Source organism: Halosimplex pelagicum, from assembly GCF_013415905.1.
GTDB lineage: Archaea > Halobacteriota > Halobacteria > Halobacteriales > Haloarculaceae > Halosimplex > Halosimplex pelagicum.
Map to the genome: position 1 here is coordinate 2,698,873 of NZ_CP058909.1, position 23,386 is coordinate 2,722,258.

Sequence of the window (23,386 nt, forward strand, 5' to 3'; positions counted from 1 at the left end):
CATGGCCACCGTCGACACCACCGCCGTCGCCGAGAAGTTCCGCCCCGACCGCGGGACGCTCCTGTGGGGCGCGCTGATCGTCAACACCGAGGTCATCCTCCTGCTCGCCTACGCCGCGCTCGGGTCGGCCGACCTGCTCTCGGCGCGCGGGCTGCGGCTGTGGGTCTACCCGTTCGTCTGGATCAACGCCTCCATCTGGGCGGTCGCGCGCACCGACATCGCGCCCTCGTCGACGCGCCAGAAGCGCCTCGCCGCCGCGCTCGCGGTCGGCTACTTCGGCGTCCTCGCCTACACGGGCGGCCTCGTCGGCCCCGGCCACGGCTCGCTCGGCCTCGACGTCGCGCTGACGAGCCTCCCACCGGGATGGGCGCCCGCCGTCACGTACAACGGGATGGGCGTCTCGCTGGTACTCATCCCCTACAAACTGATCGGGTACGCGACCCTCGCCTACCTCGTGTACGCGACCGTCCTCGACGCCGCCGGATCGGCCGTGACCGGTGTGCTAGGGCTGCTCTCCTGCGTCTCCTGTAGCTGGCCGGTGCTCGCGTCGATCGCCACCGGCGTCGTCGGCAGCGGGTCGGGCATCGCCGCCGCAGTGAGTGCGGGTTCGTACGGCATCTCCACCGTCGTCTTCGTCGCCACCGTGGCGCTGCTTGTCTGGCGTCCCTTCGCCCGGGAGTGAGTCGTTTCGGTCGATTTTTCTGCTTGTTGAGTAGTTGATTCTGGTCGTTCTCGTTTGGAAGAAAGTCTGATGAACCTGACCGCACTCGTCAGCAGGCGCTGAAAGCCCTCGCCGCGCTCGCGGTCGCTGAGGCGGGATATCCGCGCTCTCCGCACGGCCCGCGCGGATAGTGCCCGCTCAGGCGACTGAACAAGCGCGAGTGCGCCTCGCCCTTTCAGTCCGCCAGGACCGCAACCGCACCGCCCCGCACAGCAACCGCAGATGGCCACGAACCTCCCCAGCCTCTTGCGATGCTCGCAGGCTGCGCTTCTCATCCCTCGCGCGACTAGTTCGAGCGGCCCGCCAGGAGGCGGGCACGCTCGACAGCACGCGCCACTGCACTTGCTCAGTAGCTGTCCTGTACTGAGCATCCGGCGCCGCAGGCGCCGGTTCACCGGACGTGAGGGAGCGAAGCGACCGCTGCGTCCGGCCTGTGTCGTGAGAGTAGCGAACGACACCTCGTCAGAGCTCGTCTCTGACGGTGTTTTCACCCATGTTTTTTGCCGGGGGTCGAGGTGCGAGCCCGCTGGCTCGCGCCGACGCCCCCGGCAAAAAACATGGCTGTACTGACCACTCCCGGATCGCCACTCACGCACCTTTATCGCCGGGAGCGACGTACGGTCCCCCATGACGACAGTCACGCTGACCTACTGCGTCCCTTGCGGGTTCCGCGAGCGGGCGCTCGACACCCAGGAGGCAATCCTCACGAGCCTGGAGGGGGAGATCGACCGCTTCGAACTCGTGATGGGCGACCACGGCGTCTTCCGCGTGGAAGTCGGCGACGAGATCGTCTTCGAGAAGGAACGGGACACCTTCGACGTCGACGCCATCGTTCGCAACGTCCGCGGCGAACTGTAAACTCCTACTTAAGCGTTTTCCCGGACTACCGGGTCGGAAACTCTCCTCCCTTATACAGGGTGTAGCGGGGGCTACGTCGAACTGCATGAGCCCGATCGACACCTCCGCCGGCGCGACGCGACTCGTCGCGCTCGTCTGTGCGCTCGCCGTCGCCGCCGCGCTGGTCCCCGGCGCGGCGGCCGGGGTACCGCTCGCGAACGACGCTCCCGACGCCGAAGCGCCGACCGCCGGTCAGTCGCTCGCCGACCAGTCACCCGCCGGCCAGTCACCCGCCGACCAGACCGTCGGCGCCGACGTGGTCGTCGGGCCCGACGAGACGGTCTCGGACCTGGAGGTCGTGAGCGGCGACGCGGTCGTCCACGGGACCGTCGAGGGCGACGTGGAAGCCGCGGCCGGCTCCGTCCGGATCACCGGTGAGGTGACCGACGACGTGGAGGCGGCCGCGGGCTCGGTCACCGTCGAGGGACGCGTCGGTGGCACGGTCGAGGCCGCCGCGGGCTCGGTCGAGGTCGGTCCCGACGCCACGGTCGGGGGCGACGTGGAGGCGGCGGCCGGGACGGTCACCGTCGCCGGGGCAGTCGACGGCGACGTGACCGGCTCGGAGACCGTCCGCCTGGAAGACGGCGCGACGATTCGCGGCGACGTGGCCTACGGCGAGACGCTCGACCGCGCCGACGGCGCCGCGGTCGCCGGGACCGTGACCCACGACGAGAGCCTGCAACTCGACGGTCTCCAGTGGGGGATCACCCTCGAAGACCTCGACGCCCTCGGCGAGCTGGCGGTCGTCCCCTCGCCGGTCGTCAGTCTCGTCACCGCGATCGGGGCGCTGGTCGTCGGCGCGCTGCTGCTCGTGGTCTTCCCCGACTTCTCGGGGGAGATGGTCGAGACGGTGACCGACCAGCCCGGCCGCTCGGCCGCCGCCGGCCTCGCGACGATGATCGCGGTGCCGGCCGTCCTGCTGGCGGTGGCGATAACCATCGTCGGGCTGCCGCTGGCCTTTGCCGGCGGCGCCGTCTTCGCGCTGGCGACCTGGCTCGCGCTGGTCTACGGCGAGTACCTGGTCGGGACCCGCGTGCTCGACGCGGCCGGCGCGGACAACCGCTGGGCCGCGCTCGTCGTCGGCGTCGTCGGCGTCGAACTGCTGGCGCAGATCCCGCTGTTCGGCGACCTCCTGACGTTCGCCGTCGTCCTGCTCGGCCTCGGCACCGGCGCGCTCACGATCGCCGCCCGCCGCCGCGGCGGCGACGACGGGAGCGCCGAGACGCCGCCGCCGGATCCCGCCCCGGGCGCGGTCTGACGCCACCTCAGCCCAACGGTTCCCCGCCGACGCTCGGCCTTCCATCCGCCCTCCGCTGACGCTGCCCTCCACTTCGCCCTCCGCCGACGCTTGGCCTTCCATCCGCCCTCCGCTGACGCTTGGCCTTCCATCCGCCCTCCGCTGACGCTGCCTTCCACTTCACCCCCCGCCGACGCTCGGCCCTCCACTTCGCCCTCTGCCTAGGCTGTTCGTCGTGGCGAATCCGTCGCTGCCTCCCGTTCTTCGGCCCGGTCGCGGGCTCGGCGCCCCCGAACCGAACCGCCTTTGCGACGCGCTGCCGTCGATTCGCCCATGACAGCGACGCTCGTCGCCGAGGACGTGCGCCGGTCCTACGGCGAGACGGTGGCGCTCGACGGCGTCTCCCTCTCGGTCGACGCGGGCGAGGTGTTCGCCCTCGTCGGCCCCAACGGCGCGGGCAAGACGACGCTCGTCCGCGCGCTGACGGGGACGACCGACGCCGAGGGCACGGTCGAACTGTTCGGCGCCGACCCCCGCGACGTGGACCGCGAGCGCGTCGGCCTGCTCCCCCAGGCGTTCGACCCGCCCGCTCGGCTCACCGCCCGCGAACTGCTCGACTACTACGCCGGCCTCTACGACGAGGCCCGGTCGGTCGACGCGGTCCTCTCGGACGTGGGCCTGGCCGACGACGCCGACACCTGGTACGAGGACCTCTCTGGCGGCCAGCAACGCCGGACCTGCGTCGGCTCGGCGCTGGTCAACGACCCCGACCTGCTCTTCCTCGACGAACCGACGACCGGGATCGACCCCGCCGGTCGCCGGGCGCTGTGGGACCTGCTGGAGTCGCTCGCCGACGGCGGGACGACCATCGTCCTCACCACTCACGACATGGCCGAGGCTCACCGGCTGGCCGACCGCGTCGGCCTGCTCGCGGACGGCCGCCTCGTCGCCGCCGACGACCCCGATACGCTCGTCGCGGAGTACGGCGGCGAGAGCAGGCTCGTCGTGGAGACGGGGGCCGACCCCGCCGCGCTCGACCTGGAGTTCCCGGCCGAGCGGACGGGCGACTCGCTGGTCGTCTCGGAAGTCCCCCCGGAGGCCATCGGCGAGGTGGTCGACGCGCTGGGGGACGCGGGCGCCAGCTACGACGCGCTCACCTGGTCGGAGCCCGACCTCGAGGACGTGTACCTCGAACTCGCGAGCACCGCGGGCGAGTACGGCTATCGGGGCGCGACGGGGCGAACCGACCGCCACGGCGACGCGCCCGCCGCGGACGCTGACGGCGCCGCCACCGCGGAGGGAGAGCGATGACCCGGAGCGGCCGCGTGCTCGCGTCGGTCCGCGCAGGCTGGCAGTCGTTCCTGCGGCGGCGGACGGCCGTGTTCTTCACGTTCCTCTTCCCGCTGCTCATCGTCGTCATCTTCGGCGCGCTGGTCCAGACCCAGCCGACCGGCGGCGGGCTGTTCACCGAGCCGGCGGTCTACTACGTCCCGGGGTATCTCGCCGTGGTCGTCCTGTTCACGCCGCTGTCGCGGGTCGGCAGCGAGGTCGCGCGCCACCGCGAGGGCAACCGCTTCGAGAAGTTGGCGACGACGCCGCTCACCCGCGGCGAGTGGCTGCTCGCACAGACGCTCGTCAACGTCGTCGTCATCGGCCTCGCCGCGCTGCTGGTGCTGGCGCTCGTCGTCGGCCTGACCGGTGCCGCGATCCCGATCTCGGCGACCTCGGTCGGCCTGCTCGTCGGCTACGTCGTCGTCGGCGTCGCGCTGTTCTGCGGGACCGGCGCGATCATCGGTGCGACCGCCGACTCCCAGGACGGCGTCATCGCGACGAGCAACACGATCGCGCTTCCCCTCCTCTTTCTCTCCGAGACGTTCGTCCCGCTGGATATGCTCCCGGGCTGGTTCGAACCGGCGACGCTGCTGTCGCCGCTGACCTACTTCGCCCGCGGCGTCCGCGCGACGACCGACGGCGGCGCGGTCCCGCCGACGGGCCCGCTCGCGCCGGAACTGGGCTATCTGCTCGTCTTCGCGGCGCTCGCCGCGGTGTTCGTCGCCGTCGGCGCGGTCGCGCTCCCGCGGACCGACTGACCGTGGCCGCGCGGATCACTCCGGGTCGTCGTTTTCCGACTCGTCGCTCACTTCGGTCCTGGAGTCGTCGACCGCGCCGCTCCCGGCGGGCGGCCCCTGGCCGAACCCGTCGCCCGCGCTCCCCCCGCCGGCTCCGTCCGGTTGTTGTCCGGGATCCTCTTGTTCACTGCCCTGTCCGGCACCCTGCTGTCCGGCGCCCTGCTGGGCGGTAGCGCCCTGCTGACTCCCGTCGCTCTCCTCGGGCGGTCCCTCGTGGAGTTCGATGGTGACGATCCCCTCGCCGGCGGTGTACTCGTAGAGGGTCCACTTCGGGAGCGTGAGGACGCCGCTCATCTTGCGGACGCGGATCTGCTTCATCAGCGACCCCTCGACCAGCTCCTCGTCGAGGTTGAGTTCGACGATGCCGTCGACCATGTAGTTCAGGTCGTGGGGGAACTGCTGGTCCTCGCCGGTCACGGTGGCGCCGGCGTAGATGGGGACGAACCGGCTCTTGCACACCTCCGCGCGCACGTCCTTGAGGAAGTCGTAGGCCTGGACGGGCTGGACCAGCGACCCGAACTCCGTCAGCGAGTCGACGACGACGACCCCCCGGTCCTCCATGTCGCGGTCTTCGAGCAGGTCGTCGATTCGGTTGTGGAGTTCGCCGAGTTCGGTGGGGTCGCGCACCTGTGTGGTCGCGTCGGCGGCCGTCTCCGAGAGGAAGGCGTTCCAGTCGTTGAGCCGGTCGTACATCCGCTCGCGATTCTCGAGGCGGTAGGTGAAACAGTCGAGGATCTGCAGCTGGCCGGACTCCAGGTAGGGGAGGACGTTCCAGTCCAGCGTGACGAACTCCTGGACCACCGACATCGGCGGTTCGAGGAAGGAGACGAACACCGCCGGCTCGCCCCGCCGGAGCGCCCGCCAGACGAGTTCGGCCTGGATCGACTCGGTCCGCGTCCCCGCGAGATCCGTCAGGAGGACGAACGAGTTGCGGGGGATCCCCTGGGGGAGGCTCTCGTCCAGCGGTGCCACGCCCGTGGGGACCCGGCGACAGCCGTGGAACTGGGTGAACACCTGATCGGCGTCGTCGGCCGCCTCCCGACAGGCGGCACAGCAGTACGTGTACCGGTGACCGTCGCGCTCGGCGACTACCGGATCGCCCGGGACCGGGAGCCGACAGTAGTCACAGCGACCGCGGCCGCCCGACTCCTCGCCAGGGCCGCCGTGCGGCCCGGTTCCCCGTGTCGGTGTCACGCCGTCCGCCGGACTCCCCGTCGCTGCGTCGGGTTCCTCTGCCATGCGGATCGGTAGCACGCGAGCGCGGAAAACGCTCGGGCCGTGTGCGCGACCGACGATCCGCCGCTCGGTCGTCGATCGTCGCGCGCCGATCAGTCGTCGTCGCGGTCGGCGCTCGCTTCGCTCCGGAACGCACGCAACGACGGCCCGACGGCGAGCAGGAGGGCCGCGCTGTGGCCCATCTTCTCCCACATGTAGAGGTGGTTGAGCATGAGGTAGGTGACGATGCCGAGGAAGAGGCTGAGCGACCACGCCGCGACGGCGATACGGCCGACGCGGGCGTGCGAGGTTTCGCGCAACTCGCTGGGGCTGTGGGTCAGCCCGAGGACGACGGCGTGGAGGACGACCGGGACGGCCACCGCCGACAGGACGATGTGGATCGCCAGCATCACCAGGTAGGCGTAGTAGACGGCGCCCTCGGCGAGGATCGCTTTCTCGAAGCCGCCGCCGACCTTCAGCAGGTACATGACGAGGAACACCATGATGAGCGAGAACGCCGTCAGCATCGCTCGCCGGTGTTTCGCGACCTCGCCGCGCCTGATGTAGCGGACGCCGACGAGGATCGACACCAGCGCCAGCGAGTTGACGACGGCGATGGCGTCTCCGAGGAGGATGACCAGACCGTCGCTAATCTGCGGGAACGGCGCGTAGGGCGTGAACGCGCCGATGACGAGCACGTACCCGATCGCCGAGAGGACGGCGGTGACCCGGCGCGGGTTCGCCCGCGCCCGCGACTGCAGGGAGTCGGCGACTGCCATACCGGATCTGTGGACGCCGTCGGTATACCCGCTTCGAAATCGCGAGTGGACGGCTGCGCGGCCGCTCCCGGGCGCCCGCCCCCGCGGCTCACGCAAAAATCACCGCAAACGTCAAGCGGGAATCGGTCCAACTAGCGGCCATGAGCGCAGAGCAGGGCCAACGGCAGATCCGCTGTCTCGTCGCCAAGGTCGGGCTCGACGGGCACGACCGGGGCGCGCACGTCATCGCGCGGGCGCTGCGGGACGCGGGGTTCGAGGTCATCTACTCGGGCCTGCACCGCTCGCCCGACGAGGTCGTCCAGGCGGCCGTCCAGGAGGACGTGGACGTGCTCGGCATCTCCATCCTCTCGGGGGCGCACAACACGCTCGTCCCGAAGATCATGGACGGGCTGGCGGAGTACGGCGCTCGCGAGGACACGCTGGTGCTGGTCGGCGGGATCATCCCCGACGACGACAAGGACGTACTGCGCGAGGCGGGCGTCGCCGAGATCTTCGGCCCCGGCGCCTCGATGGACGAGATGATCGACTACATCCGGGCGAACGCGCCCGAGCGACGATGACCGGCGGGGACGAGGAATCCCCCGACGACACTGGTTCGGACGCCGACGACACGGCGGTCGCGGCCAGCGCCGGAGGCGACACCGACGACCTCGACCCCCTGATCGCGGACCTGCTCGACGGGAAACACCGGGCGCTGGCGCGGACGATCACCAAGATCGAGAACCGCTCGCCCGGCTACCGGGACCTGGTCTCCCAGCTACACACCCACACCGGCGACGCCGACGTGATCGGGATCACCGGCAGCCCCGGCGCGGGCAAGTCGACGCTGGTCGACAAGCTCGCGGCGACCTACCGCGAGGAGGGACTGACCGTCGGCGTCATCGCCATCGACCCGGCCTCCCCGTTCACCGGCGGCGCGGTGCTGGGCGACCGGATCCGCATGGCCTCGAATGTCGGCGACATGGACGTGTTCTTCCGGTCGATGTCGGCCCGCGGGACGCTGGGTGGGCTCTCGACGGCGACGACGGACGCCGTCAAGGCGCTGGACGCGTTCGGCAAGGACAAGGTCATCGTCGAGACCGTCGGCGCCGGCCAGAACGAGGTCGACATCGTCCGCACCGCCGACACCGTCGTCGTGCTCGTCCCGCCGGGCAGCGGCGACGACGTGCAGATGCTCAAGGCCGGCATCCTCGAGATCGCCGACCTGTTCGTCGTCAACAAGGCCGACCTCGACGGCGCGGACCGCACCGTCAGCGAACTGCGGGAGATGCTCCAGCTGCGCGACGGCGAGGTGGAGGTCGGCGGCCACCACGGCTTCGAGGAGGCCACCGTCGACGTGAGCGGCGAGGCCGGTCGGGAACGGGGCGGGGGCGGCGACGCGGCCGGGGACGACGACGCGGCCGATGACGCCGACGCGGCCGATGACGTCGACGCGGAGGGGGTCGAGCCCTGGGACCCGCCGATCGTCGAGACGGTCGCCAACCGCGGCGAGGGGATCGACGACCTGATCGCCGCGATGGACGACCACCGGGCGTATCTCGTCGACTCCGGCCGGCTCGAATCGAAGGCCCGGACGCGCTACGCCGAGGAGATCCGGACGCTCCTCCGGGAGGACGCGCGCGAGCTACTCGCCGAGGAGATCGACGCCCGCGGCGGCCTCGACGAGCGCGTCGACGCCGTCCTCCGCCGGGAGACGGACCCCTACACCGTCGCCGAGGAGGTCCTCGAACCGCTCGCCGACTGCGTGGCCGAGCGCCGGGAGTCCCGGGAGTAGCTCTCCTCCCCTCCGCGACACTGTCCGCTGAACATCACTTATATGCGGGCGAGGCCCCAACCCACGGGTATGAAACTGCGGACAGTCGTCGGAGCGACGCTCGGCGCAGTCGGCGCGGCAGCCGCGACCAACCGGGTGCTCGGCCGGCGGGCCGGCGAGCTCGGCCCGCCGCTCGCGGGCGACGCCGGCACCTACCGCTGGCGCGGGTTCGACGTGGCCTACACCGAGGCCGGCGACCCCGACGACCAGGACCTGGTCCTGTTGCACGGCATCAACGCCGCGGCGACCAGCAACGAGTGGCGCATGGTGTTCGAGACCCTCGCCGAGGACTACCACGTCATCGCGCCCGATCTACCCGGGTTCGGCCGGTCCGACCGCCCGCCGCTGACCTACTCGGCGTCGCTGTACACCACGTTCGTCCGCGACTTCCTGACCGACACCAGCGACGACGCCGTCGTCGTCGCCTCGTCGCTGACCGGCGCCTACGCCGCCGACGCCGCCCGCGACGTGGCGGTGTCGCGGCTCGTCCTGATCTGTCCGACCGCAGACACGATTCCGGGCCGGCGCGTCTGGCTCCGGTCGCTGATCCGCGCGCCGGTCGTCGGGCAGGCGATCCACAACGGGATCGTGAGCGAGCGCTCGATCCGGTACTTCCACGACGACCACGGCTATCACGACACCTCGAACCTCAACGCCGAGACGGTCCGCTACGAGTGGGAGACTGCCCACCAGCCGGGCGCGCGGTTCGCGCCCGCGTCGTTCGTCAGCGGCCACCTCGACCCCGACATCGACCTGGCCGAGGTGCTGGGCGACCTGGGCGTCCCGGTCACGCTCGTCTGGGGCAGGGAGACGGACATGCCGCCGCTGTCGGCCGGCCGCGAACTCGCCGAGGCCGCCGACGTGGAACTGGTCTCGATCGGCGACTCCGAACTGCTGCCCCACGTCGAACACCCCGCCGAGTTCCTCGACGTGGTGCGGGGCGAGACCGTCGAATCCGGGGTCTGACCGGGGGACGGAGACGGGAACGGACCGTCACCGCTCCGCGTCTCACCGCGGTCGGAAGACGACCGCGCGGTCGCCCGTCGTCTCCCGTTCTCCCACGTCGATACCGACGGGCATCCCCACGTCGACCTCGTCGGGGTCGACGCCGCGGAGCAGGCCGGTCACGCGGACGGGGCCGTAGTCGACGATGGCGGTGACGTAGGGGGTGTCGGCGCTGAACTGCGGCGTCGCGACCGAGACCTCCGTGAACGTCGCCACCTCGCCGGAATCGGGCAGCGGCGTCTCGGCCAGCTCGCGGCTGCCGCAGTCGGGACAGACCCGCCGCGGCGGGAGCCAGCCGTGGCCGTTCGCACACTCGACGTAGTAGCTCTCCCCGTCCTCGACGGCGTCGAGCCAGTCGTCGAAGGCGCCGTCTCTGGCCTTCTCGCTCATGACTGGACCTCCAGAACGTGGACGGTGGCGCTCGCGACGGTGCCGCCCGCGTTGTGCGCGACGCCCACGCTGGCGTCGCCCACGTCGTCGGACCACGCGGACTCACCGGTCAACACCTTCGTCAGCGAGACGACCTGCGCGACGCCGGTCGCGCCGACGGGGTGGCCCTTGGCCTTCAGCCCGCCCGAGAGGTTGACCGGCGTCTCGCCGGTGGCGTGTGTCTTCCCGTCGCGGGCGGCGACGATCCCGTCACCCTGCTCGTAGAGGCCCAGCGACTCGATCGCGAGCACCTCGGCGATAGTGAAACAGTCGTGGACCTCGGCGACGTCGACCTCGTCGGAGTCGATGCCGGCGTCCGCGTAGGCCTCGTCGGCGGCCTTCTCGGCGGCGGGCGAGCGCGCGAGGTTCTCGCGGTCGTGCAGCGCGAGGTTGTCGCCGCCCTGGCCGGTCCCGGTGACGGCGACGGGGGCGTCGAGGCCGTGTTCCTCGGCGTACTCGGCGCTGGTCAGGACGGCGGCACTGGCGCCGTCGGTGATCGGACAGGCGTCGTAGAGGCCCAGCGGGTCGGCGACCATCGGCGCCCCCAGGGCGTCCTCGACGGTGATCTCCTTGCGGAGCTGCGCGTGCTCGTTCGGGAGCGCGTGGTCGTGGTTCTTCACGGCGACGGCGGCCAGGTCCTCGCGGGAGCCGCCGAACTCCCGGAAGTACGCCCGGGCCATCAGCGCGTAGGCGCCCGGGAAGGTCATCCCGGCGCGGATCTCGTAGAGGTCGTCGGCGGCGATCGAGAGGGCGTCGGTCGCGCCCGCGGTGCCGATGTTCGTCATGCGTTCGGCGCCGCCGACGAGGATCACGTCCGCCTCGCCCGACCGCAGGTGCCTGACGGCTTCGCGGACGGCCGCGCCACTGGAGGCGCAGGCGGCCTCGTAGCGTGTCGCGGGTACGTCGAGGCCGACGGCCTCGGCCATCAGCGGGGCCTGGTGGCCCTGGTGCTCCGCGAGTTCGCCCATGAAGTTGCCGTAGAACAGCGCCTCGACGTCGTCGGGGTCGACCCCCGAGTCGTCGAGGGCGGCCAGTCCGGCCTCCGCGAACAGGTCCCGGCCCGTCCGCTCGGAGTGCTCCCCGAAGTCGGTCAACCCGACGCCGGTGACGCGTGGGTGGCTCATCGACTACTCGTAGGGACTCCAGCCGGTAAAAGTCGCGCGTTAATCCGTGAACCGATCGCGCGATCAGTCGATCGAATCGCCGGAACGCGTCCGGATCTCGCGTTCGGCTACATCCCCATGTCGTCGGCCGCGTCGGGCACCGGCAGGTCGTGCGGGGCGACGCCGAGCAGCTCGGCGGCGTGGTCCAGCGCCATGTCGAAGCCGTAGTACCGCTCCAGTTCGTCGCCGTCGGCGGTCGGCCGGACCTTCAGCATGGCGTACCCCTCGGTGTTCTGGGCGATGGCCGCGGTCGCCCCGTCGCGCTCGAAGGTCAGCAGGCGCTCGGTCTCGGTCTCCTCGTAGCGGGCCGTGATCCCCTCGCTCGTCGCGGTCGCGTCGGTCATTGGCGGATCTGTGGGCCGGTGGTAGTCGTAGGCTTCGATTTCCGGACCGCGTACGTACCGAAAGAGCCGAACGGCGGCGGCGCCACGGACCGTCCATGACCAAGTGGCTCCAGAGCGGGCGCCGCCGGGACCTCTGTATCATCCTCGCCGGGGAGGGACCGCTCCACGGGCAGGCGCTCAAGTCGCGGCTGGAATCCCAGTACGACCAGCGGATCGAGCCCAAATCCTTCTACGGCGCGCTCGACACCCTCGTCGACAACGGCCACCTCGAACTCCGCGAGGCGGGCATCCACGACGAATACGCCCTGACCGACGCCGGCCGGCGGATGGTCGACGAGCAGTTCGCGTGGATGGCCGAGCACCTCGACGGGGAGTAGGGCGCCCGGTCGTCGCCTCGTCGTCCCGGTCCGTCACCGCCGGGGAGTGTCCAGTGTCGACCGCGCAGGCCTCCCCGGTCGAGCAGCGAACGGGAGAACGTAAGTGCCTGTACCGGACAGTTCGTGACTGTGATCGAGTGGTTCGGCGGAGAAGGGAACGTCGTCGACATCCTGATCCCGTTGTTCGGGATCTGCGTTCTCCTGCTCGCTCCGAAAGTAACCGACACGAACCGCAGTCGGCGATACTTCGTCCCGGCGTTCGCCTCCTGGTTCGGTCTCCAACTGCTGATCGGACTCGAACAGGGCACCCTCGTCTCGTTCCCACATCCGATCGGGTTGGTCGGCGGCCTCCTGCTGTTGATCGGGTTCGTCGGACTGATCGTCCGTGGACTCTTCGCCGCGTGGAAGGGACGGGAATCGTCCGCGCCGCCGTCGAGATAGCACGCTTTTCCCCGCCGGGACCGAACCGCCGGTATGGTCACCAGGGACGCCACGTGGGCCTACCGCGAGGAGTTCGGCGACGAGTTCGCCCGCACCTACTTCCGGCGGTTCGGCGAGGGCGTCGTCTCCAGCGTCGGCGTCGGCACCTACCTCGGGGACGCGACCGACGCGGCCGACGACGCCTACCGCGAGGCCATCGTCGAAGCGCTCGAGAGCGGGATCAACGTCGTCGACACGGCGATCAACTACCGCAACCAGCGCAGCGAGCGCGTCGTCGGCGAGGCCCTCGACGCGGCCGACACCGACCGGGAGGCCGTCCTCGTCGTCACGAAGGGCGGGTTCGTCCCCTTCGACGGCGAGCGGCCGGAGAACCCGGGCCGGTGGATACAGGAGGAGTACGTCGACACCGGGATCGTCGACGCCGACGACCTCGTGGCGGGGCAACACTGCATCGTGCCCGAGTTCGTCGACGACCAGCTCGACCGCTCGCTGGAGAACCTCGACCTCGATACCGTCGACCTCTACTACGTCCACAACCCCGAGACCCAGCTGGCCGACCGCTCGCCCGACGAGGTGTACGACCAGCTGGAGGACACCTTCACGCGACTCGAAGAACGGGCCGCGGCGGGCGACATCCGCCAGTACGGCGTGGCGACGTGGGACGCCCTGCGCGTGCCGGCGGACGACGACAGCTACCTCTCGCTGGCCGAGATCGTCTCCCGAGCCCGGGCTGCGGCCAAACGCGCGGAGAACGCGGCGACGCACTTCCGGGCGGTCCAGCTGCCGTTCAACGTCGTGATGGCCGACGCCTTCACCGTCGAGGCCCAGGAGGGGTCGGAGGGCGCCCAGTCGACGCTGTGGTTCGCCCACGACGCGGGGCTGAACGTCTTCACGAGCGCGTCGCTGGCCCAGGGGAGGCTGGCGCGGGCGGGGCTGCCCGAGGACGTGGCCGAGCGGGTCGAGGGCGAGACGAGCGCCCAGCAGGCGATCAACTTCGCCCGGAGCGCGCCCGGCGTGACGTGTTCGCTGGTCGGGATGGGGTCGCCCGACCACGTCGCCGAGAACGTCGCGGCGGGAACGTACCCGCCGCTCGGGGCCGATTCGTTCGACGCGGTCTTCGAGTGAGTACCGCAGAAGGGCGACTGTCGGGCGGTCGGTTGCGCTACGGCGGGGCCGGCGCGGCGGTCACCCCACCTTCTTCCACTTGCTGTCGCACTCCGGGCAGACCCGGACGGTGCCGATCTCGTCGGGGTCGTTCTCGGTCCCGAGCTCCTCGCCGCACTCGCTGCAGGCGAGGCGCTCGTAGACGTCTTTCTCGATCTCGCCCGACCGCAGCCCCTTCCGGACCGATTTCATGGCCGGGGGTACGACACCGACTCTGAAAAACCCCATGCATAGATCCCACACACCCGACCCCCGCGCGGTCCGTCGAAATCCCGTCGCGAGGCGGCGCAATCCGCCGAGTTCGCGACGCTCGAAGGGTGCGGCCGAGCCCGGTACCGACGGGGCCGGCCCCCGCGGCACGCCCGGTCGTACCGGCCGCCCACGCGGCGGTCGGTCCGTACTCGGCGGAATAGCGGGCTATATGGGTGTCGAGTCGCTAGCCGGCGTCGATGGAGTACGTCCAGGAGCGGGTGGCGACGCTGCACGACTTCGACGGCGCGGCGCCCGAGGCGCCGGTCGACCGCGCGACGGTCGTGGTGCCGCTGACCGACCGCGACCACGCCAGCCTCGCCGCCGAGCGCGTCCTCTCGACGCTCGGCGGCGTCGACCCCGAGTCCGTCCTCGTCGCCCTCCGCGCCGACGAGGGGAAGGTCGACGCGGTCCGCGAGTGGGTCGCCTCGCTCGATGTCGACGCCGACGTCCTGTGGTGCAACGCGCCCGCCGTCCGCGACCTGCTGGGCGAACACGGCCTCAACGGCGAGGCGGGCAAGGGCCGCGACGTGTGGCTCGCGCTCGGCGTCGCCGCCGCCCGCAGCGACCTCGTCGCCGTTCACGACGCCGACGCGACCACCTACGGTCCCGAACACGTCCCCCGCCTCCTCTTCCCGCTCGCCCGCGACTACGAGTTCGTCAAGGGCTACTACGCCCGCGTCGAGAACGGCCGCCTCTACGGCCGCCTCTGTCGCCTGTTCTACGAGCCCGTCGTCGCCGCCCTCGCCGACGCGCACGACGACCCGCTCGTCGACTATCTGGGCGCGTTCCGCTACGCGCTGGCCGGCGAGTTCGCCGCCACGAGCGACTCGATCCGCCGGCTCCGACCGCCCCGCGGGTGGGGGCTGGAGGTCGCCACGCTCGGCGACGCGTTCCGAACGGCGGGATTCGAGGGCACCGCACAGGTCGACCTGGGCATCCACGAACACGACCACCGCGCCGTCAGCGGCCGCGGCGGCCTCTCGGACATGGCCGACGAGGTCGCCGCCGCCCTCTTTTCGGCGCTCGACGACGGCGGCGTGTCCGTCGACTACGACGACCTCCGCGACCGCTACCGGACGACGGCTCGCCGTCTGGTCGACCAGTACGCCGCCGACGCCGCGTTCAACGGCCTCGACTACGACCCCGCCGACGAACGCCGGCAGGTCGACGCCTACGCCGAGTCGGTCCGTCCGCCCGAGACGGCCGACCGGCTGCCCGCCTGGGTCGAGACCGACCTCGACCCCGACGCCGTCTGCGAGGCCTCCCGCCACGCGCTCGACGACGCGACCGACCGCTGAGTGTCTGCCTCTGGTCACATCGAAATCGGTACGATCCGGGACTAACGACCTCGGCGTGCGCTGTCGAGCGTGCCCGCCTCGTGGCGGGCCGCTCGAAACAGTCGCGCGAGGGATGAGCATCGCAGCCTGCGAGAAGCGCAAGAGGCTGGGGAGGTGTGAGGCCGTCTGCGGTTGCTGTTGCGGTCGCGGTTGCGGTCCTGGTGGACTGAAAGGGCGAGGCGCGCTCGCGTGCAGTTCAGTCGCCTGAGCGGGCACTATCCGCGCGGGCGGTGCGGAGAGCGCGGATATTCGACTCAGCGACCGCGAGCGGGTCGAGGGCTTTCATCGCTTGCTGTCGGGTGCGGTCGTTTCTCCAGCTAGCGAGGCGAAGCACTCGGGGTTACTATCGACGAACTCGCCGTCTGAAACGAACGCAACCACGAAAACGCCTAGATTTCCCCGGCCATGGCGTCGAACAGCCGCTCGACGAACTCCTCGCGGTCGAGTCCGTCGCCGGGGCCCAGCCCTTCCATGTGCTCGACGGAGAGCTGGCCGCCGCCCATGCGGGCGTGGCCGCCGGCGTTGGCCATGGGGATCTCGTCGACGACGGCGCGGAGGGTCTTGCCCATGTGGACCCGGTCGTCGCGCGAGCGCCCGGAGAGATGCAATGTGTCGCCCTTCTGGCCCATGACGACGACGGCGGTCACGCCCTCCAGCTGGCTCAGCTCGTCGGCGGCCTGGGGGATGGCGTCGGCGTTGGAGACTTCCCCCACGTCGGCGACGGCGAAGGCGTTACGGACGTGCCGTTGGTTGATAGCGCGGGCCTTGACCTCCAGCACCTCGGCGTCGACCTGGGGGTTGGCGATGCGGTCGAGACGGTCCTCGTCGATGCCCTCGTAGAGGTAGGCGCTGGCTTCGAACTCGGCGGCCGAACAGCCCTTGGTCAGCTGCTTGGTGTCGGACTGGATGCCGTAGAGCAGGCCGGTGGCGGTGTCGGAGGGGAGGACCCGGTCGTCGTCCTCCCCGAGGTCACCTTCCTCGTCGGGTCCGACGGGCTCCCAGCCCTGCTGTTCGAGGTACTCGGCGAAGATGCTGGCACAGGAGCCGTGGTCGGGGCGCACGTCGGTGAACGCCGAGCCGGTGCCTTCGCCTGGGTGGTGGTCGACGACGGCGACCGGGTCGACGGAGTCGGCGCCGGCGAACCCGCGGGGTTCGTTGTGGTCGACGAGGACCACGTCGTCGGCCAGCAGGTCGCTCGCGTTCTCGACGCGGTCGAACTCCAGGTCGAGGACGGTCTCGAAGGCGCGGTTCTCCTGGTGGCGGATCTGGCCGGGGTACTGGAGGTGGGCGTCGACGCCGGTCGCCTCGGCGAACTCGCCGACGGCGAGCGCCGAGGCCATGGCGTCGGGGTCGGGGTTGGGGTGCATCAGGACCGAAATCTCGTCGCGGCCGGCGAGGTGACCGACGAACTCCGCGCCGGGCGTCCGTCGTAGGCGCCGGATCCCCCACCAGAGCGCGACGAGCACGGCGAGCAAGCCGACGACGGCGGCCGCCAGAACCAGCGGGTCCTGTTCGGCGACCGCCGCGGCGGCGTCCTGGGGCGCGACCGCCCCGACGCCACCCGCGGCTGCGTGTGGCATACCCGGGCTGTCGCCTTGGAGGGTCAAGTAGTTTCTCACTGTCCATCTCCCACCCGGATCGTCGAATATGACGGATTAGACCCGATGATATCCCCGATACCGATCGGGCGACTCGCCGACATCTCTGACATCGAATAGCTTCGCCCGGGGTCAGGCCGTCCCGCCGTCGTCCGCGAGATACGCGTCGACCGCCGCGCGGTACCCCTCCCGGTAGGTCGGGAACGCGAACTCGTAGTCCAGCCCGCGCAGTTTGCCGTTCGAGACGCGCTTGCTCGTCCGCAGTCGCCGCTCGACGGTCTCGGAGGGGTCCTCGGCGGCGAGACGCTCCTCGATCGTCCGCTTCTCCGGTTCGGGCTCGCCGCACTCCTCGGCCAGCCAGTCGGCGAACTCCCACTTGGCGACCGGCTCGTCGTCGACGACGTTGACCGCCTCGCCGCGAGCCAGGCCCGATTCGAGCAGGTAGCGCACCGCGCCCGCGGCGTCGTCGCGGTGGACCATGTTCAGGTACCCCTCCGTCACCGGCCCCTCGACGTAGCGGGCCAGCCGGTACCGATCCGGACCGTACAGCCCGGCGTACCTGGCGACCGTGCCGTCGACCCCGTACTCCGCGGGCCGCTCGACGGCGATCCGCTCGGCCTCGGCGAGCACCTCCGTCTTCGCCGTGGTCGGGTCGATCGGCGTCTCCTCGTCGACCCAGTCGCCGTCGTGGTCGCCGTATACGCCCGTGCTCGACGTATACACGACGCGGTCGGGGGCCGATTCGCGGCCACAGAAGTGGTCGACGGCGGTCTGCAGTCCCTCGACGTACACCTCGCGGGCCGCTTCCGCACCGCGACCGCCGCTGCTGGCCGCGAAGACCACGGCGTCGGCATCGGGCACCGCCGCCAGCGCGTCGCCGTCGGTCACGTCCGCCCGCACGCCCGCGAAACCGGCCGACTCGATCGCCTCGACGCCCGACTCGGAGCGGCGGACGCCCACCGCGTCGTGGCCCGCCGCGGTCAGCTGTCGACCCAGTTCGGTCCCGACGTAGCCGCAACCGAGGATAGCGACGCGCATTATCGGCCTTCGAGGAACTGGTGGATCGCCGCGTACTCGGCGAGCGTGATCGGGTACCGTCCCTCCACCTTCTGCTGGATCTCCTTGGGATCCATCTCGTCGTCCAGCGCCGCGGCGACGGCGTCGACGTCGACGACCGCGGTGGTCATCCCCATCAGCAGGATGTCCAGCGCCTCCAGTTTGATCGTCTCGCCGTCCGGTCGGTCGGGATCGGCCGCCAGGATCGCCGACGCGGCCTCCAGCGTCAGTTCCGGTCGGTCGCCGGCGGCGATCGCCTCGACGACCTCGCGGTCGACGCCCGACCGCGAGACGACCGCGTCGGTCCCCACCGACTCGACCGTCGCTGCCAGTACCTCCCCGTACGCCGTCCGTAACTCCTCGGGCGACCGCTCGCCCGCCGACTCGAACTCGCCTCTGAGCATACCCGTCCTTCGCGGTCGGCCTACAAGTCAGTGTCACTCTCGACCGGCTCCCCGACTCGACTCCGATTGACAGTCCGGACCGACTCCGATTGACAGTCCGGACCGCGCTCATCCGTTCCCGCCACCGGTCTCGGTTCCGTTGATCGACAGCGGATACGTCTCGCCGGTCCATGGACGCGCCCGGGGATCCGGCCCGGGGATCGGCCACCCCTTCGACTGCTCTATGGAGTTGCCGTCGATGTCGCCGACGCCGGTCCCGCCCGGCGGGACGACCACCGTCACCGCCGTCCGGGTCGTGAACGTCACCTTCGAGGAGCGACCGAGCACCTCCGAGGCGCCGTCGCCGTCCAGATCCAGCGTCGCGTTCCCGCCGTCGCGGACGTACTGCAGTGACGCGTCACCGATGGCGGGCGTCCGCCGCGGCACCTCGACGGCGAAGCGCGCGTACTGGCCCCGGACCGTCACCGACCAGACGTTCGTCGTTACCCACCAGCTCGCGATAGGCGGCGCCACGGGCAGCCCGGCCGGGATCTCGGTGACCGACTCGTTGAACCGCTTGGCCACCGTCTCCGAGACCTTCGATTTGACCGCCTGTCCGACCGCGTCCTTCACCCCGGCCGCGGCGGTCGTCACCGCTGTCCCCGACACCTTCCCTCGCTTCGACTCCAGCGCATCGTAGAGGCCGGTCCGTACCTGTAGCCTGACCCAGTCGCGCTGTCGCGTCGACCACTCTTCCTCGGTCCGCCGCGCCGCGGCGGCAACGATCGGGTCGACGACCGACCCGTTCGACATCGCGAGCGCCCGGGCGTCGAGCGCTGGCCACCGGTCGAGGCCCGACTCGACGATGGCGTCGTGGTCGGTCGAGAGATTACCGACGCCCGCCGACTCCAGCTCCGCCGCAAGCACCTCTTCGACCTCCGTGACCGTGTCGTTCAGTTCCGCCTGCAGGCGATCGCGGCGTTCCCTGACGGTGGCGTTGGACCGGTAGTCGAGCGTCCGGTTGGCCGCCCGGAGCGCCCGGGCGGCCGTCGAGAGCCGGCGCTCCCGGCTCGTCCCGCCGGGGAGGAGCGCGCTCAGCGCCACGTCCGTCGCGTCGGCGAAGGGGATACTGAAGTAGTTCACGTTCCGGGCGGTCAGCGGATGCGTGTCGTTGTCGACGGCCGTCACCTGGTCCGACGTGACCTTCGCCAGCGTCAGGTACGGCGGCGCGCCGTCGACCGAGTACTCCAGATTCGGGCCGTCGCCACCCGCTCCGGCACCTGCACCGGCTCCGTCCGCTCCGGACCCGCCGCCCGGGCCGGCGTCGCGCTCGTCGGCCCGTCGGGCGTCGTAACTCGACCGCAGCCGCGACAGCGACGGCCCGCCGACCGTCCCGATCGCGCTCTCGAAGGCGCTCTCGCGTTTCGACCGCTGGTCCGCCCGCCGCTCCACTCGATCGATCACGGACGAGAGATAGCGCCCGCGGACGGCCGCCCGGGCCTTCGCGGCGACGCTATCGTAGGTGGCCGGCGCGTCGACGAGTTCGCCCCGCCGCTCGCGTAGCTGCGCGGCCAGCTCCGCGGCCGGCCTCGCTTCGTGTGTCCCCATCCGGCCGCGCGCGACCGAGACGGACGCCTCGCGGACCGTCCGGCGTAGCTCGATCAGGTCCCGGTAGACCCACCGCGACAGCTCACCGGGCCACTCGCCGTCGATCCGCGTCGGCGCCGTCGAGAGCGTACCGCGCGCCGCGCGCCCGGCGAGCGAGTCCGGTCCGCCCGCGAGTTCGACCGCATCGCGGACCTTCGGCGGCACGTCGGCGAGGTTCGGGCCGCCGAACCGGCCGCCCCGCTCGTGGACGGACGGGATGGGACGGTCCGGGGCGTGCGGCGTCGGCGCGTGGCGTCCGACGACGGCGACGCGAACCCGTCTCGTCTCGGTGCTCGTCCGCGTCGTCGAGTTGAACGAGCCGTTGTGGTGCCACACCGCCCTCCGCTCGTGGCGCAGCCGCACCGTTCGGACGTACGTCTCCAGCCGGTGGTACCCCGACGGGTCCGAGACGGTCGGGCCGCCCGTCGCGTTCGACACGCCGACCACGTCGGTGTCCGTCGACTCGACGCGGAACTGCCAGTCGTCGCCCGACGGCGGACCCGGCCGGTCGGGCGTCCCGCCGGCGACCCGATCGGTCGCCGCCAACGTCCGGATATCGGCGCCGTACACCGAGTCGATCGTCCCGTTGACCCGGCCGTCACGGACGAACTCCCGATAGGCCCTGTCCGCCGAGAGCCCGACGGAGACGTTCACCGTCTCGTTCGGTGCCGGCGTGTCGGTCCCGCCCGAGGCGAGTCCCGGGACGCCCGCACTCTCCGAGGGGCCCCCGGCCGTCTGAATCCCCTGCTGGAGGAGCTTGTTCGTGGAATCCTTGCTCGGGCCGTGGGTCGCGACCACCTCCTGCAGCCCGACGCGGGCGATCGCGGTCCCGAGCGCGTCGCGTCCGTCCGGGTCGCTCGCGCCGAACACCGACCGCTGCTCGTCGAGTACTGCCCCGTTCGTCATCAGTTCGACGTGGCGATTCGCGACCACGTTCTCGATGGGCGCGCCGCCGTACTGGGCGTAGCCGCGAGCCCAGGCCACCGCGTACAGCCGGACGGTCAGCCGCTGGCCCAGCCCGGGTTTCGAGACCCCGCGCTTGAGCCGCTTCTGGTAGGTCTCGACGCGCTCGTGGACGGCCAGCACCGGCGTCGGAACGACGACCGAGAACGAACGGCGTTCGGTGCCGACCGCGCGACCGTTCCGGGTCGCCTCGACGGTGACGTTCGATATCTCGGCCCGGAGCTTCGTCCCGTCGGGACCGGCCCGCTCGACGCTCACTCGCTCCATCGCCGCCCGGAGCGCCTCCGGCGTCGGCGTCGGGGCCAGCGACGCGTTCGCACGGACCCCGCGGTGGGTTCGGGCGACCGTCTGCAGTCGCTCACGGGCGGCGCGGTAGATCCGGACCTTCAGCGCGTCCTCGAACTCCGTCTCCGGGTCGAGCAGCGCACCCCATCGGTTGTTCGCCGGTGTCAGGACGGGGTCGCTGGCCGCGGCGACGCCCGCCTCGGCGACGGCCGTCCGGACCGCCGCGCGGGCGTCGGCGGTCGTCCGCTCGACGGCCAGGTCGACCGCCGGCTCGGGCGTCGGCTGCGGGCGGTCGACCGCGCTGGCGAACAGCGCGCTCGACAGCACCAGCAGGACGCCGACGAGCGCGAACGGGACGCGACCGCGCGTTCCGACCTCGAAACCGTCCCGGGTCACCGCGACCACGTCCTGACGACGATCCGGACTCGATGGGCTCGCACCGCCTGCGCGGCTTCCGCCGGCGAATCGTACCGTCGCTCCAGATCCCTCGACAGCCGTTCCGCGAGCGCACCGGACAGTCGCCGGTTCGCTCGCTCGACGCCGTCGGGCGTCAGGAACTCCGTCGCGTCGGCGCCCAGCACTGAGGAGGCCCGCCGGTAGCGGTGGGCGACCAGCGCCCGGTCCGGCCCCTCGCTGTAGAGCGCGTCGCGCGTCTCGTTCGGCTGGAACAGGCCCGCGACGACGGCGTCGGCGAGCACCGTCGCGACGCCGTCGAAGCCGGTCGTCCGCGCCGCCCGTTCCGCCGCGGCCGAGACGTTCGCCACTCCGCTCGCGGCGGCGACGGTCGCGACCGACACGTCGGCGTCGCGGGGCGGCGCATCGCCCGCGGTGAACGACGACCGCAGCGTCGCGTCCGGGTAGGGACGCCAGGTCACCGCGACCTGGGCGTTCGCTTCCCGCGTGTGCAGGACGCGCCGGGTCGCGTTCCGGCTTCCCGCCCGCAGGCCCCCGCCGGTCCCGGTGAGGGAGGCCCCGCTGAGCGACGGATCGGCCACCGCGGCCGCCGCGAGCAACTCCGCGTGCGTGGCGCTCGCCGTCCGGTCGATGATGACCGAGACGGTCTCGTCGCCGTCCAGCAGCGCCGACGACGGGACCCGCGCCGAACGCGTGTAGGTCACTTCGGTCGTGGTCGTCGCCAGCAGGTCCGCCGTCTCCTCGGCGACGCGGTTCCCGTCCGGCGCCCGTCGGTCGCCGACGCCCGCGAGCGTCCCGACGGCGACGCCGATCAGCAGGACGAAGAGGACGGTGTCCAGCGCCGTGCTCGACGCTCTCAGGTCCATACGCGCACCTCCAGCCGAGCGGGCGCGACTTCGCCCGGACCCGTGCTGACGCTCACGCGCCGGGACGCGGTGTCCGCCGTCCCCGGTGCGGTCGGGCCGGCCCGCTCGGTCCGGTCCCCGACGGCGAGCGTGGCGTTGACCTGGTAGCCGTCGGGGCCGCGGTCGAGCGCGGCAGCGAGTCGGTCGGGCCGGGCGACGCCGCCGACGGTCAACGCGCGTTCGACCCGGTCGGCGGCCGCCTCGGCGTGGTTGCGGTCGACCGGTCCCGGGAGGTTCGCCTCGAAGGCGCCGGCGTAGAGCGCCAGCGCGAACGCGACGACGACCACCGCGACGACCGCCGCCAGCGGCTCGGTCTGGGCCTCACGCCCCGACGAGCGTCGCATTCGTGTCCCCCCAGCTCACTCGTCTGACGAGCAGCGTCTCCGGCGCGGGCCGCCACGACGGCTCCCGCGTCCGCGACCGGTCGAGCACTCGCGCGAACGTCGACTCGCTGGGGAAGACGCGCTCGGGCGGGACACCGCGGAGGACGCGCCGGAGTCGGTCGCCGTCGCCACCTGCGACTCGGACCACGGGGCCGTACCCGAGCGACGCGTGGGCGTCGCCGCCGGGACCGCGAAGGCCGACCCGGTGAGCGCCGATCCGGATCCGCCGGGCGTCGACCGGGTGTCGAGCCGTCGCCTCGTGGGGGCTGGCGGCGACGCTGTCGATCGTGTGGGCGACGGGTTTCGCGTCGGGCGGCGGCGCCGTCGGAACCCGCAGCGCGAAGCCCAGGATCCCGGCGCTCACGACCGCGAGCCCGAGCCAGACGTACGTCGATTCCACGGCGGTGTCGAACATGGGTCGGGCTGGTCGCCCGTTTCGATTTAAACGT

At 71.6% G+C, this 23,386-nt stretch carries 25 protein-coding genes; 12 read left to right on the plus strand and 13 right to left on the minus strand.

The genetic code is table 11. The annotated features are described in order from the left end of the window. Nucleotide 1 precedes the first annotated feature (1 nt). The 5 genes from HZS54_RS13540 (at nt 2) to HZS54_RS13560 (ending at nt 4,945) form a co-directional block, all read left to right on the plus strand. Nucleotides 2-682, plus strand: coding sequence for a DUF7546 family protein (locus HZS54_RS13540; RefSeq protein ID WP_179917650.1), 681 nt, complete (start codon nt 2-4; stop codon nt 680-682). Nucleotides 683-1,348: 666 nt separating this feature from the next. After that, nucleotides 1,349-1,579, plus strand: a complete 231-nt coding sequence (locus HZS54_RS13545) for a SelT/SelW/SelH family protein (RefSeq protein WP_179917651.1) — start codon at nt 1,349-1,351, stop codon at nt 1,577-1,579. Nucleotides 1,580-1,664: 85 nt separating this feature from the next. Beyond that, entirely contained in the window at nt 1,665-2,876 is a 1,212-nt protein-coding gene (locus tag HZS54_RS13550; RefSeq protein WP_179917652.1) for a bactofilin family protein, read from the plus strand. Nucleotides 2,877-3,188: 312 nt separating this feature from the next. Beyond that, a complete protein-coding gene (locus HZS54_RS13555; protein ID WP_179917653.1) occupies nt 3,189-4,166 on the plus strand; it encodes an ABC transporter ATP-binding protein in 978 nt (325 codons plus the stop codon). Further along, on the plus strand, nt 4,163-4,945 hold the full coding sequence (locus HZS54_RS13560; protein ID WP_179917654.1) for an ABC transporter permease: 783 nt from the start codon (nt 4,163-4,165) through the stop codon (nt 4,943-4,945). The genes HZS54_RS13555 and HZS54_RS13560 overlap by 4 nt, the downstream gene beginning before the upstream one ends. 15 nt (nt 4,946-4,960) lie before the next feature. Here the strand turns inward: HZS54_RS13560 and HZS54_RS13565 are convergent, their stop codons facing one another. Together HZS54_RS13565 and HZS54_RS13570 are read right to left on the minus strand one after the other, a co-directional pair. Beyond that, entirely contained in the window at nt 4,961-6,223 is a 1,263-nt protein-coding gene (locus tag HZS54_RS13565) for an ATPase domain-containing protein (protein WP_179917655.1), read from the minus strand. Between the two features lie 89 nt (nt 6,224-6,312). After that, on the minus strand, nt 6,313-6,978 hold the full coding sequence (locus HZS54_RS13570; RefSeq protein WP_179917656.1) for a DUF420 domain-containing protein: 666 nt from the start codon (nt 6,976-6,978) through the stop codon (nt 6,313-6,315). Between the two features lie 140 nt (nt 6,979-7,118). Here HZS54_RS13570 and HZS54_RS13575 point away from each other — a divergent pair, with 140 nt between their 5' ends. The 3 genes from HZS54_RS13575 to HZS54_RS13585 all read left to right on the plus strand — a co-directional run bounded on the left by HZS54_RS13575 (nt 7,119) and on the right by HZS54_RS13585 (nt 9,757). Beyond that, entirely contained in the window at nt 7,119-7,538 is a 420-nt protein-coding gene (locus tag HZS54_RS13575; protein ID WP_179917657.1) for a cobalamin B12-binding domain-containing protein, read from the plus strand. Beyond that, nucleotides 7,535-8,752, plus strand: coding sequence for a methylmalonyl Co-A mutase-associated GTPase MeaB (meaB, locus tag HZS54_RS13580; protein WP_179917658.1), 1,218 nt, complete (start codon nt 7,535-7,537; stop codon nt 8,750-8,752). Before HZS54_RS13575 ends, meaB begins: the two co-directional genes overlap by 4 nt. Nucleotides 8,753-8,821: 69 nt before the next feature. After that, complete coding sequence (locus HZS54_RS13585) at nt 8,822-9,757, plus strand: alpha/beta fold hydrolase (protein ID WP_179917659.1); 936 nt, start codon at nt 8,822-8,824, stop codon at nt 9,755-9,757. Between the two features lie 42 nt (nt 9,758-9,799). Here HZS54_RS13585 and HZS54_RS13590 read toward each other — a convergent pair whose 3' ends face one another. The 3 genes from HZS54_RS13590 to HZS54_RS13600 all read right to left on the minus strand — a co-directional run bounded on the left by HZS54_RS13590 (nt 9,800) and on the right by HZS54_RS13600 (nt 11,732). Beyond that, the gene (locus tag HZS54_RS13590; RefSeq protein ID WP_179917660.1) at nt 9,800-10,186 is read right to left on the minus strand and encodes a Zn-ribbon domain-containing OB-fold protein; all 387 of its coding nucleotides are present in this window, start codon (nt 10,184-10,186) and stop codon (nt 9,800-9,802) included. Continuing rightward, nucleotides 10,183-11,349, minus strand: coding sequence for a thiolase domain-containing protein (locus HZS54_RS13595; RefSeq protein ID WP_179917661.1), 1,167 nt, complete (start codon nt 11,347-11,349; stop codon nt 10,183-10,185). Before HZS54_RS13595 ends, HZS54_RS13590 begins: the two co-directional genes overlap by 4 nt. 107 nt (nt 11,350-11,456) lie before the next feature. Then, the gene (locus HZS54_RS13600) at nt 11,457-11,732 is read right to left on the minus strand and encodes a DUF7111 family protein (protein WP_179917662.1); all 276 of its coding nucleotides are present in this window, start codon (nt 11,730-11,732) and stop codon (nt 11,457-11,459) included. Between the two features lie 95 nt (nt 11,733-11,827). Between HZS54_RS13600 and HZS54_RS13605 the strand changes: the two genes are divergently transcribed. From HZS54_RS13605 to HZS54_RS13615, 3 genes are all read left to right on the plus strand, one after another. Continuing rightward, nucleotides 11,828-12,109: a PadR family transcriptional regulator gene (locus tag HZS54_RS13605; protein ID WP_179917663.1), complete on the plus strand. Its 282-nt coding sequence runs from the start codon at nt 11,828-11,830 to the stop codon at nt 12,107-12,109. 123 nt (nt 12,110-12,232) lie between these two features. Further along, nucleotides 12,233-12,550, plus strand: coding sequence for a hypothetical protein (locus HZS54_RS13610; RefSeq protein ID WP_218927072.1), 318 nt, complete (start codon nt 12,233-12,235; stop codon nt 12,548-12,550). A 33-nt stretch (nt 12,551-12,583) separates the two neighbouring features. Next, complete coding sequence (locus HZS54_RS13615; RefSeq protein WP_179917664.1) at nt 12,584-13,675, plus strand: aldo/keto reductase; 1,092 nt, start codon at nt 12,584-12,586, stop codon at nt 13,673-13,675. A gap of 60 nt (nt 13,676-13,735) precedes the next feature. Here the strand turns inward: HZS54_RS13615 and HZS54_RS13620 are convergent, their stop codons facing one another. Beyond that, the gene (locus HZS54_RS13620; protein ID WP_179911452.1) at nt 13,736-13,906 is read right to left on the minus strand and encodes an HVO_0758 family zinc finger protein; all 171 of its coding nucleotides are present in this window, start codon (nt 13,904-13,906) and stop codon (nt 13,736-13,738) included. Nucleotides 13,907-14,163: 257 nt separating this feature from the next. Here HZS54_RS13620 and HZS54_RS13625 point away from each other — a divergent pair, with 257 nt between their 5' ends. Beyond that, nucleotides 14,164-15,264, plus strand: coding sequence for a glycosyltransferase family protein (locus tag HZS54_RS13625; protein WP_179917665.1), 1,101 nt, complete (start codon nt 14,164-14,166; stop codon nt 15,262-15,264). A 428-nt stretch (nt 15,265-15,692) separates the two neighbouring features. Here HZS54_RS13625 and HZS54_RS13630 read toward each other — a convergent pair whose 3' ends face one another. The 7 genes from HZS54_RS13630 to HZS54_RS13660 all read right to left on the minus strand — a co-directional run bounded on the left by HZS54_RS13630 (nt 15,693) and on the right by HZS54_RS13660 (nt 23,352). After that, entirely contained in the window at nt 15,693-16,883 is a 1,191-nt protein-coding gene (locus tag HZS54_RS13630; RefSeq protein ID WP_179917666.1) for a DHH family phosphoesterase, read from the minus strand. Nucleotides 16,884-17,033: 150 nt separating this feature from the next. Next, nucleotides 17,034-17,939: an SDR family oxidoreductase gene (locus tag HZS54_RS13635; RefSeq protein WP_179917667.1), complete on the minus strand. Its 906-nt coding sequence runs from the start codon at nt 17,937-17,939 to the stop codon at nt 17,034-17,036. Next, nucleotides 17,939-18,361: a DUF5791 family protein gene (locus HZS54_RS13640; protein WP_179917668.1), complete on the minus strand. Its 423-nt coding sequence runs from the start codon at nt 18,359-18,361 to the stop codon at nt 17,939-17,941. The genes HZS54_RS13635 and HZS54_RS13640 overlap by 1 nt, the downstream gene beginning before the upstream one ends. A gap of 108 nt (nt 18,362-18,469) precedes the next feature. Continuing rightward, the gene (locus HZS54_RS13645) at nt 18,470-21,631 is read right to left on the minus strand and encodes a DUF7286 family protein (protein WP_179917669.1); all 3,162 of its coding nucleotides are present in this window, start codon (nt 21,629-21,631) and stop codon (nt 18,470-18,472) included. Continuing rightward, entirely contained in the window at nt 21,628-22,515 is an 888-nt protein-coding gene (locus HZS54_RS13650) for a DUF7284 family protein (protein WP_179917670.1), read from the minus strand. Before HZS54_RS13650 ends, HZS54_RS13645 begins: the two co-directional genes overlap by 4 nt. After that, complete coding sequence (locus tag HZS54_RS13655) at nt 22,506-22,898, minus strand: DUF7285 family protein (protein ID WP_179917671.1); 393 nt, start codon at nt 22,896-22,898, stop codon at nt 22,506-22,508. Before HZS54_RS13655 ends, HZS54_RS13650 begins: the two co-directional genes overlap by 10 nt. Continuing rightward, complete coding sequence (locus tag HZS54_RS13660; protein WP_179917672.1) at nt 22,876-23,352, minus strand: DUF7283 family protein; 477 nt, start codon at nt 23,350-23,352, stop codon at nt 22,876-22,878. The genes HZS54_RS13655 and HZS54_RS13660 overlap by 23 nt, the downstream gene beginning before the upstream one ends. Nucleotides 23,353-23,386: the final 34 nt, after the last annotated feature.

Excerpts from the sequence above, each read along its gene's own strand:
- HZS54_RS13590 (WP_179917660.1), bottom strand. The coding sequence starts at position 10,186 with ATGAGCGAGAAGGCCAGAGACGGCGCCTTCGACGACTGGCTCGACGCC.
- HZS54_RS13655 (WP_179917671.1), bottom strand. The coding sequence starts at position 22,898 with ATGCGACGCTCGTCGGGGCGTGAGGCCCAGACCGAGCCGCTGGCGGCG.
- HZS54_RS13640 (WP_179917668.1), bottom strand. The coding sequence starts at position 18,361 with ATGCTCAGAGGCGAGTTCGAGTCGGCGGGCGAGCGGTCGCCCGAGGAG.
- HZS54_RS13660 (WP_179917672.1), bottom strand. The coding sequence starts at position 23,352 with ATGTTCGACACCGCCGTGGAATCGACGTACGTCTGGCTCGGGCTCGCG.
- HZS54_RS13550 (WP_179917652.1), top strand. The coding sequence starts at position 1,665 with ATGAGCCCGATCGACACCTCCGCCGGCGCGACGCGACTCGTCGCGCTC.
- HZS54_RS13605 (WP_179917663.1), top strand. The coding sequence starts at position 11,828 with ATGACCAAGTGGCTCCAGAGCGGGCGCCGCCGGGACCTCTGTATCATC.
- HZS54_RS13570 (WP_179917656.1), bottom strand. The coding sequence starts at position 6,978 with ATGGCAGTCGCCGACTCCCTGCAGTCGCGGGCGCGGGCGAACCCGCGC.
- HZS54_RS13635 (WP_179917667.1), bottom strand. The coding sequence starts at position 17,939 with ATGCGCGTCGCTATCCTCGGTTGCGGCTACGTCGGGACCGAACTGGGT.
- HZS54_RS13625 (WP_179917665.1), top strand. The coding sequence starts at position 14,164 with ATGGAGTACGTCCAGGAGCGGGTGGCGACGCTGCACGACTTCGACGGC.
- HZS54_RS13600 (WP_179917662.1), bottom strand. The coding sequence starts at position 11,732 with ATGACCGACGCGACCGCGACGAGCGAGGGGATCACGGCCCGCTACGAG.
- HZS54_RS13540 (WP_179917650.1), top strand. The coding sequence starts at position 2 with ATGGCCACCGTCGACACCACCGCCGTCGCCGAGAAGTTCCGCCCCGAC.
- HZS54_RS13595 (WP_179917661.1), bottom strand. The coding sequence starts at position 11,349 with ATGAGCCACCCACGCGTCACCGGCGTCGGGTTGACCGACTTCGGGGAG.
- HZS54_RS13560 (WP_179917654.1), top strand. The coding sequence starts at position 4,163 with ATGACCCGGAGCGGCCGCGTGCTCGCGTCGGTCCGCGCAGGCTGGCAG.
- HZS54_RS13620 (WP_179911452.1), bottom strand. The coding sequence starts at position 13,906 with ATGAAATCGGTCCGGAAGGGGCTGCGGTCGGGCGAGATCGAGAAAGAC.
- HZS54_RS13555 (WP_179917653.1), top strand. The coding sequence starts at position 3,189 with ATGACAGCGACGCTCGTCGCCGAGGACGTGCGCCGGTCCTACGGCGAG.
- HZS54_RS13585 (WP_179917659.1), top strand. The coding sequence starts at position 8,822 with ATGAAACTGCGGACAGTCGTCGGAGCGACGCTCGGCGCAGTCGGCGCG.
- HZS54_RS13650 (WP_179917670.1), bottom strand. The coding sequence starts at position 22,515 with ATGGACCTGAGAGCGTCGAGCACGGCGCTGGACACCGTCCTCTTCGTC.
- HZS54_RS13615 (WP_179917664.1), top strand. The coding sequence starts at position 12,584 with ATGGTCACCAGGGACGCCACGTGGGCCTACCGCGAGGAGTTCGGCGAC.
- HZS54_RS13575 (WP_179917657.1), top strand. The coding sequence starts at position 7,119 with ATGAGCGCAGAGCAGGGCCAACGGCAGATCCGCTGTCTCGTCGCCAAG.
- meaB (WP_179917658.1), top strand. The coding sequence starts at position 7,535 with ATGACCGGCGGGGACGAGGAATCCCCCGACGACACTGGTTCGGACGCC.
- HZS54_RS13565 (WP_179917655.1), bottom strand. The coding sequence starts at position 6,223 with ATGGCAGAGGAACCCGACGCAGCGACGGGGAGTCCGGCGGACGGCGTG.
- HZS54_RS13545 (WP_179917651.1), top strand. The coding sequence starts at position 1,349 with ATGACGACAGTCACGCTGACCTACTGCGTCCCTTGCGGGTTCCGCGAG.
- HZS54_RS13630 (WP_179917666.1), bottom strand. The coding sequence starts at position 16,883 with ATGCCACACGCAGCCGCGGGTGGCGTCGGGGCGGTCGCGCCCCAGGAC.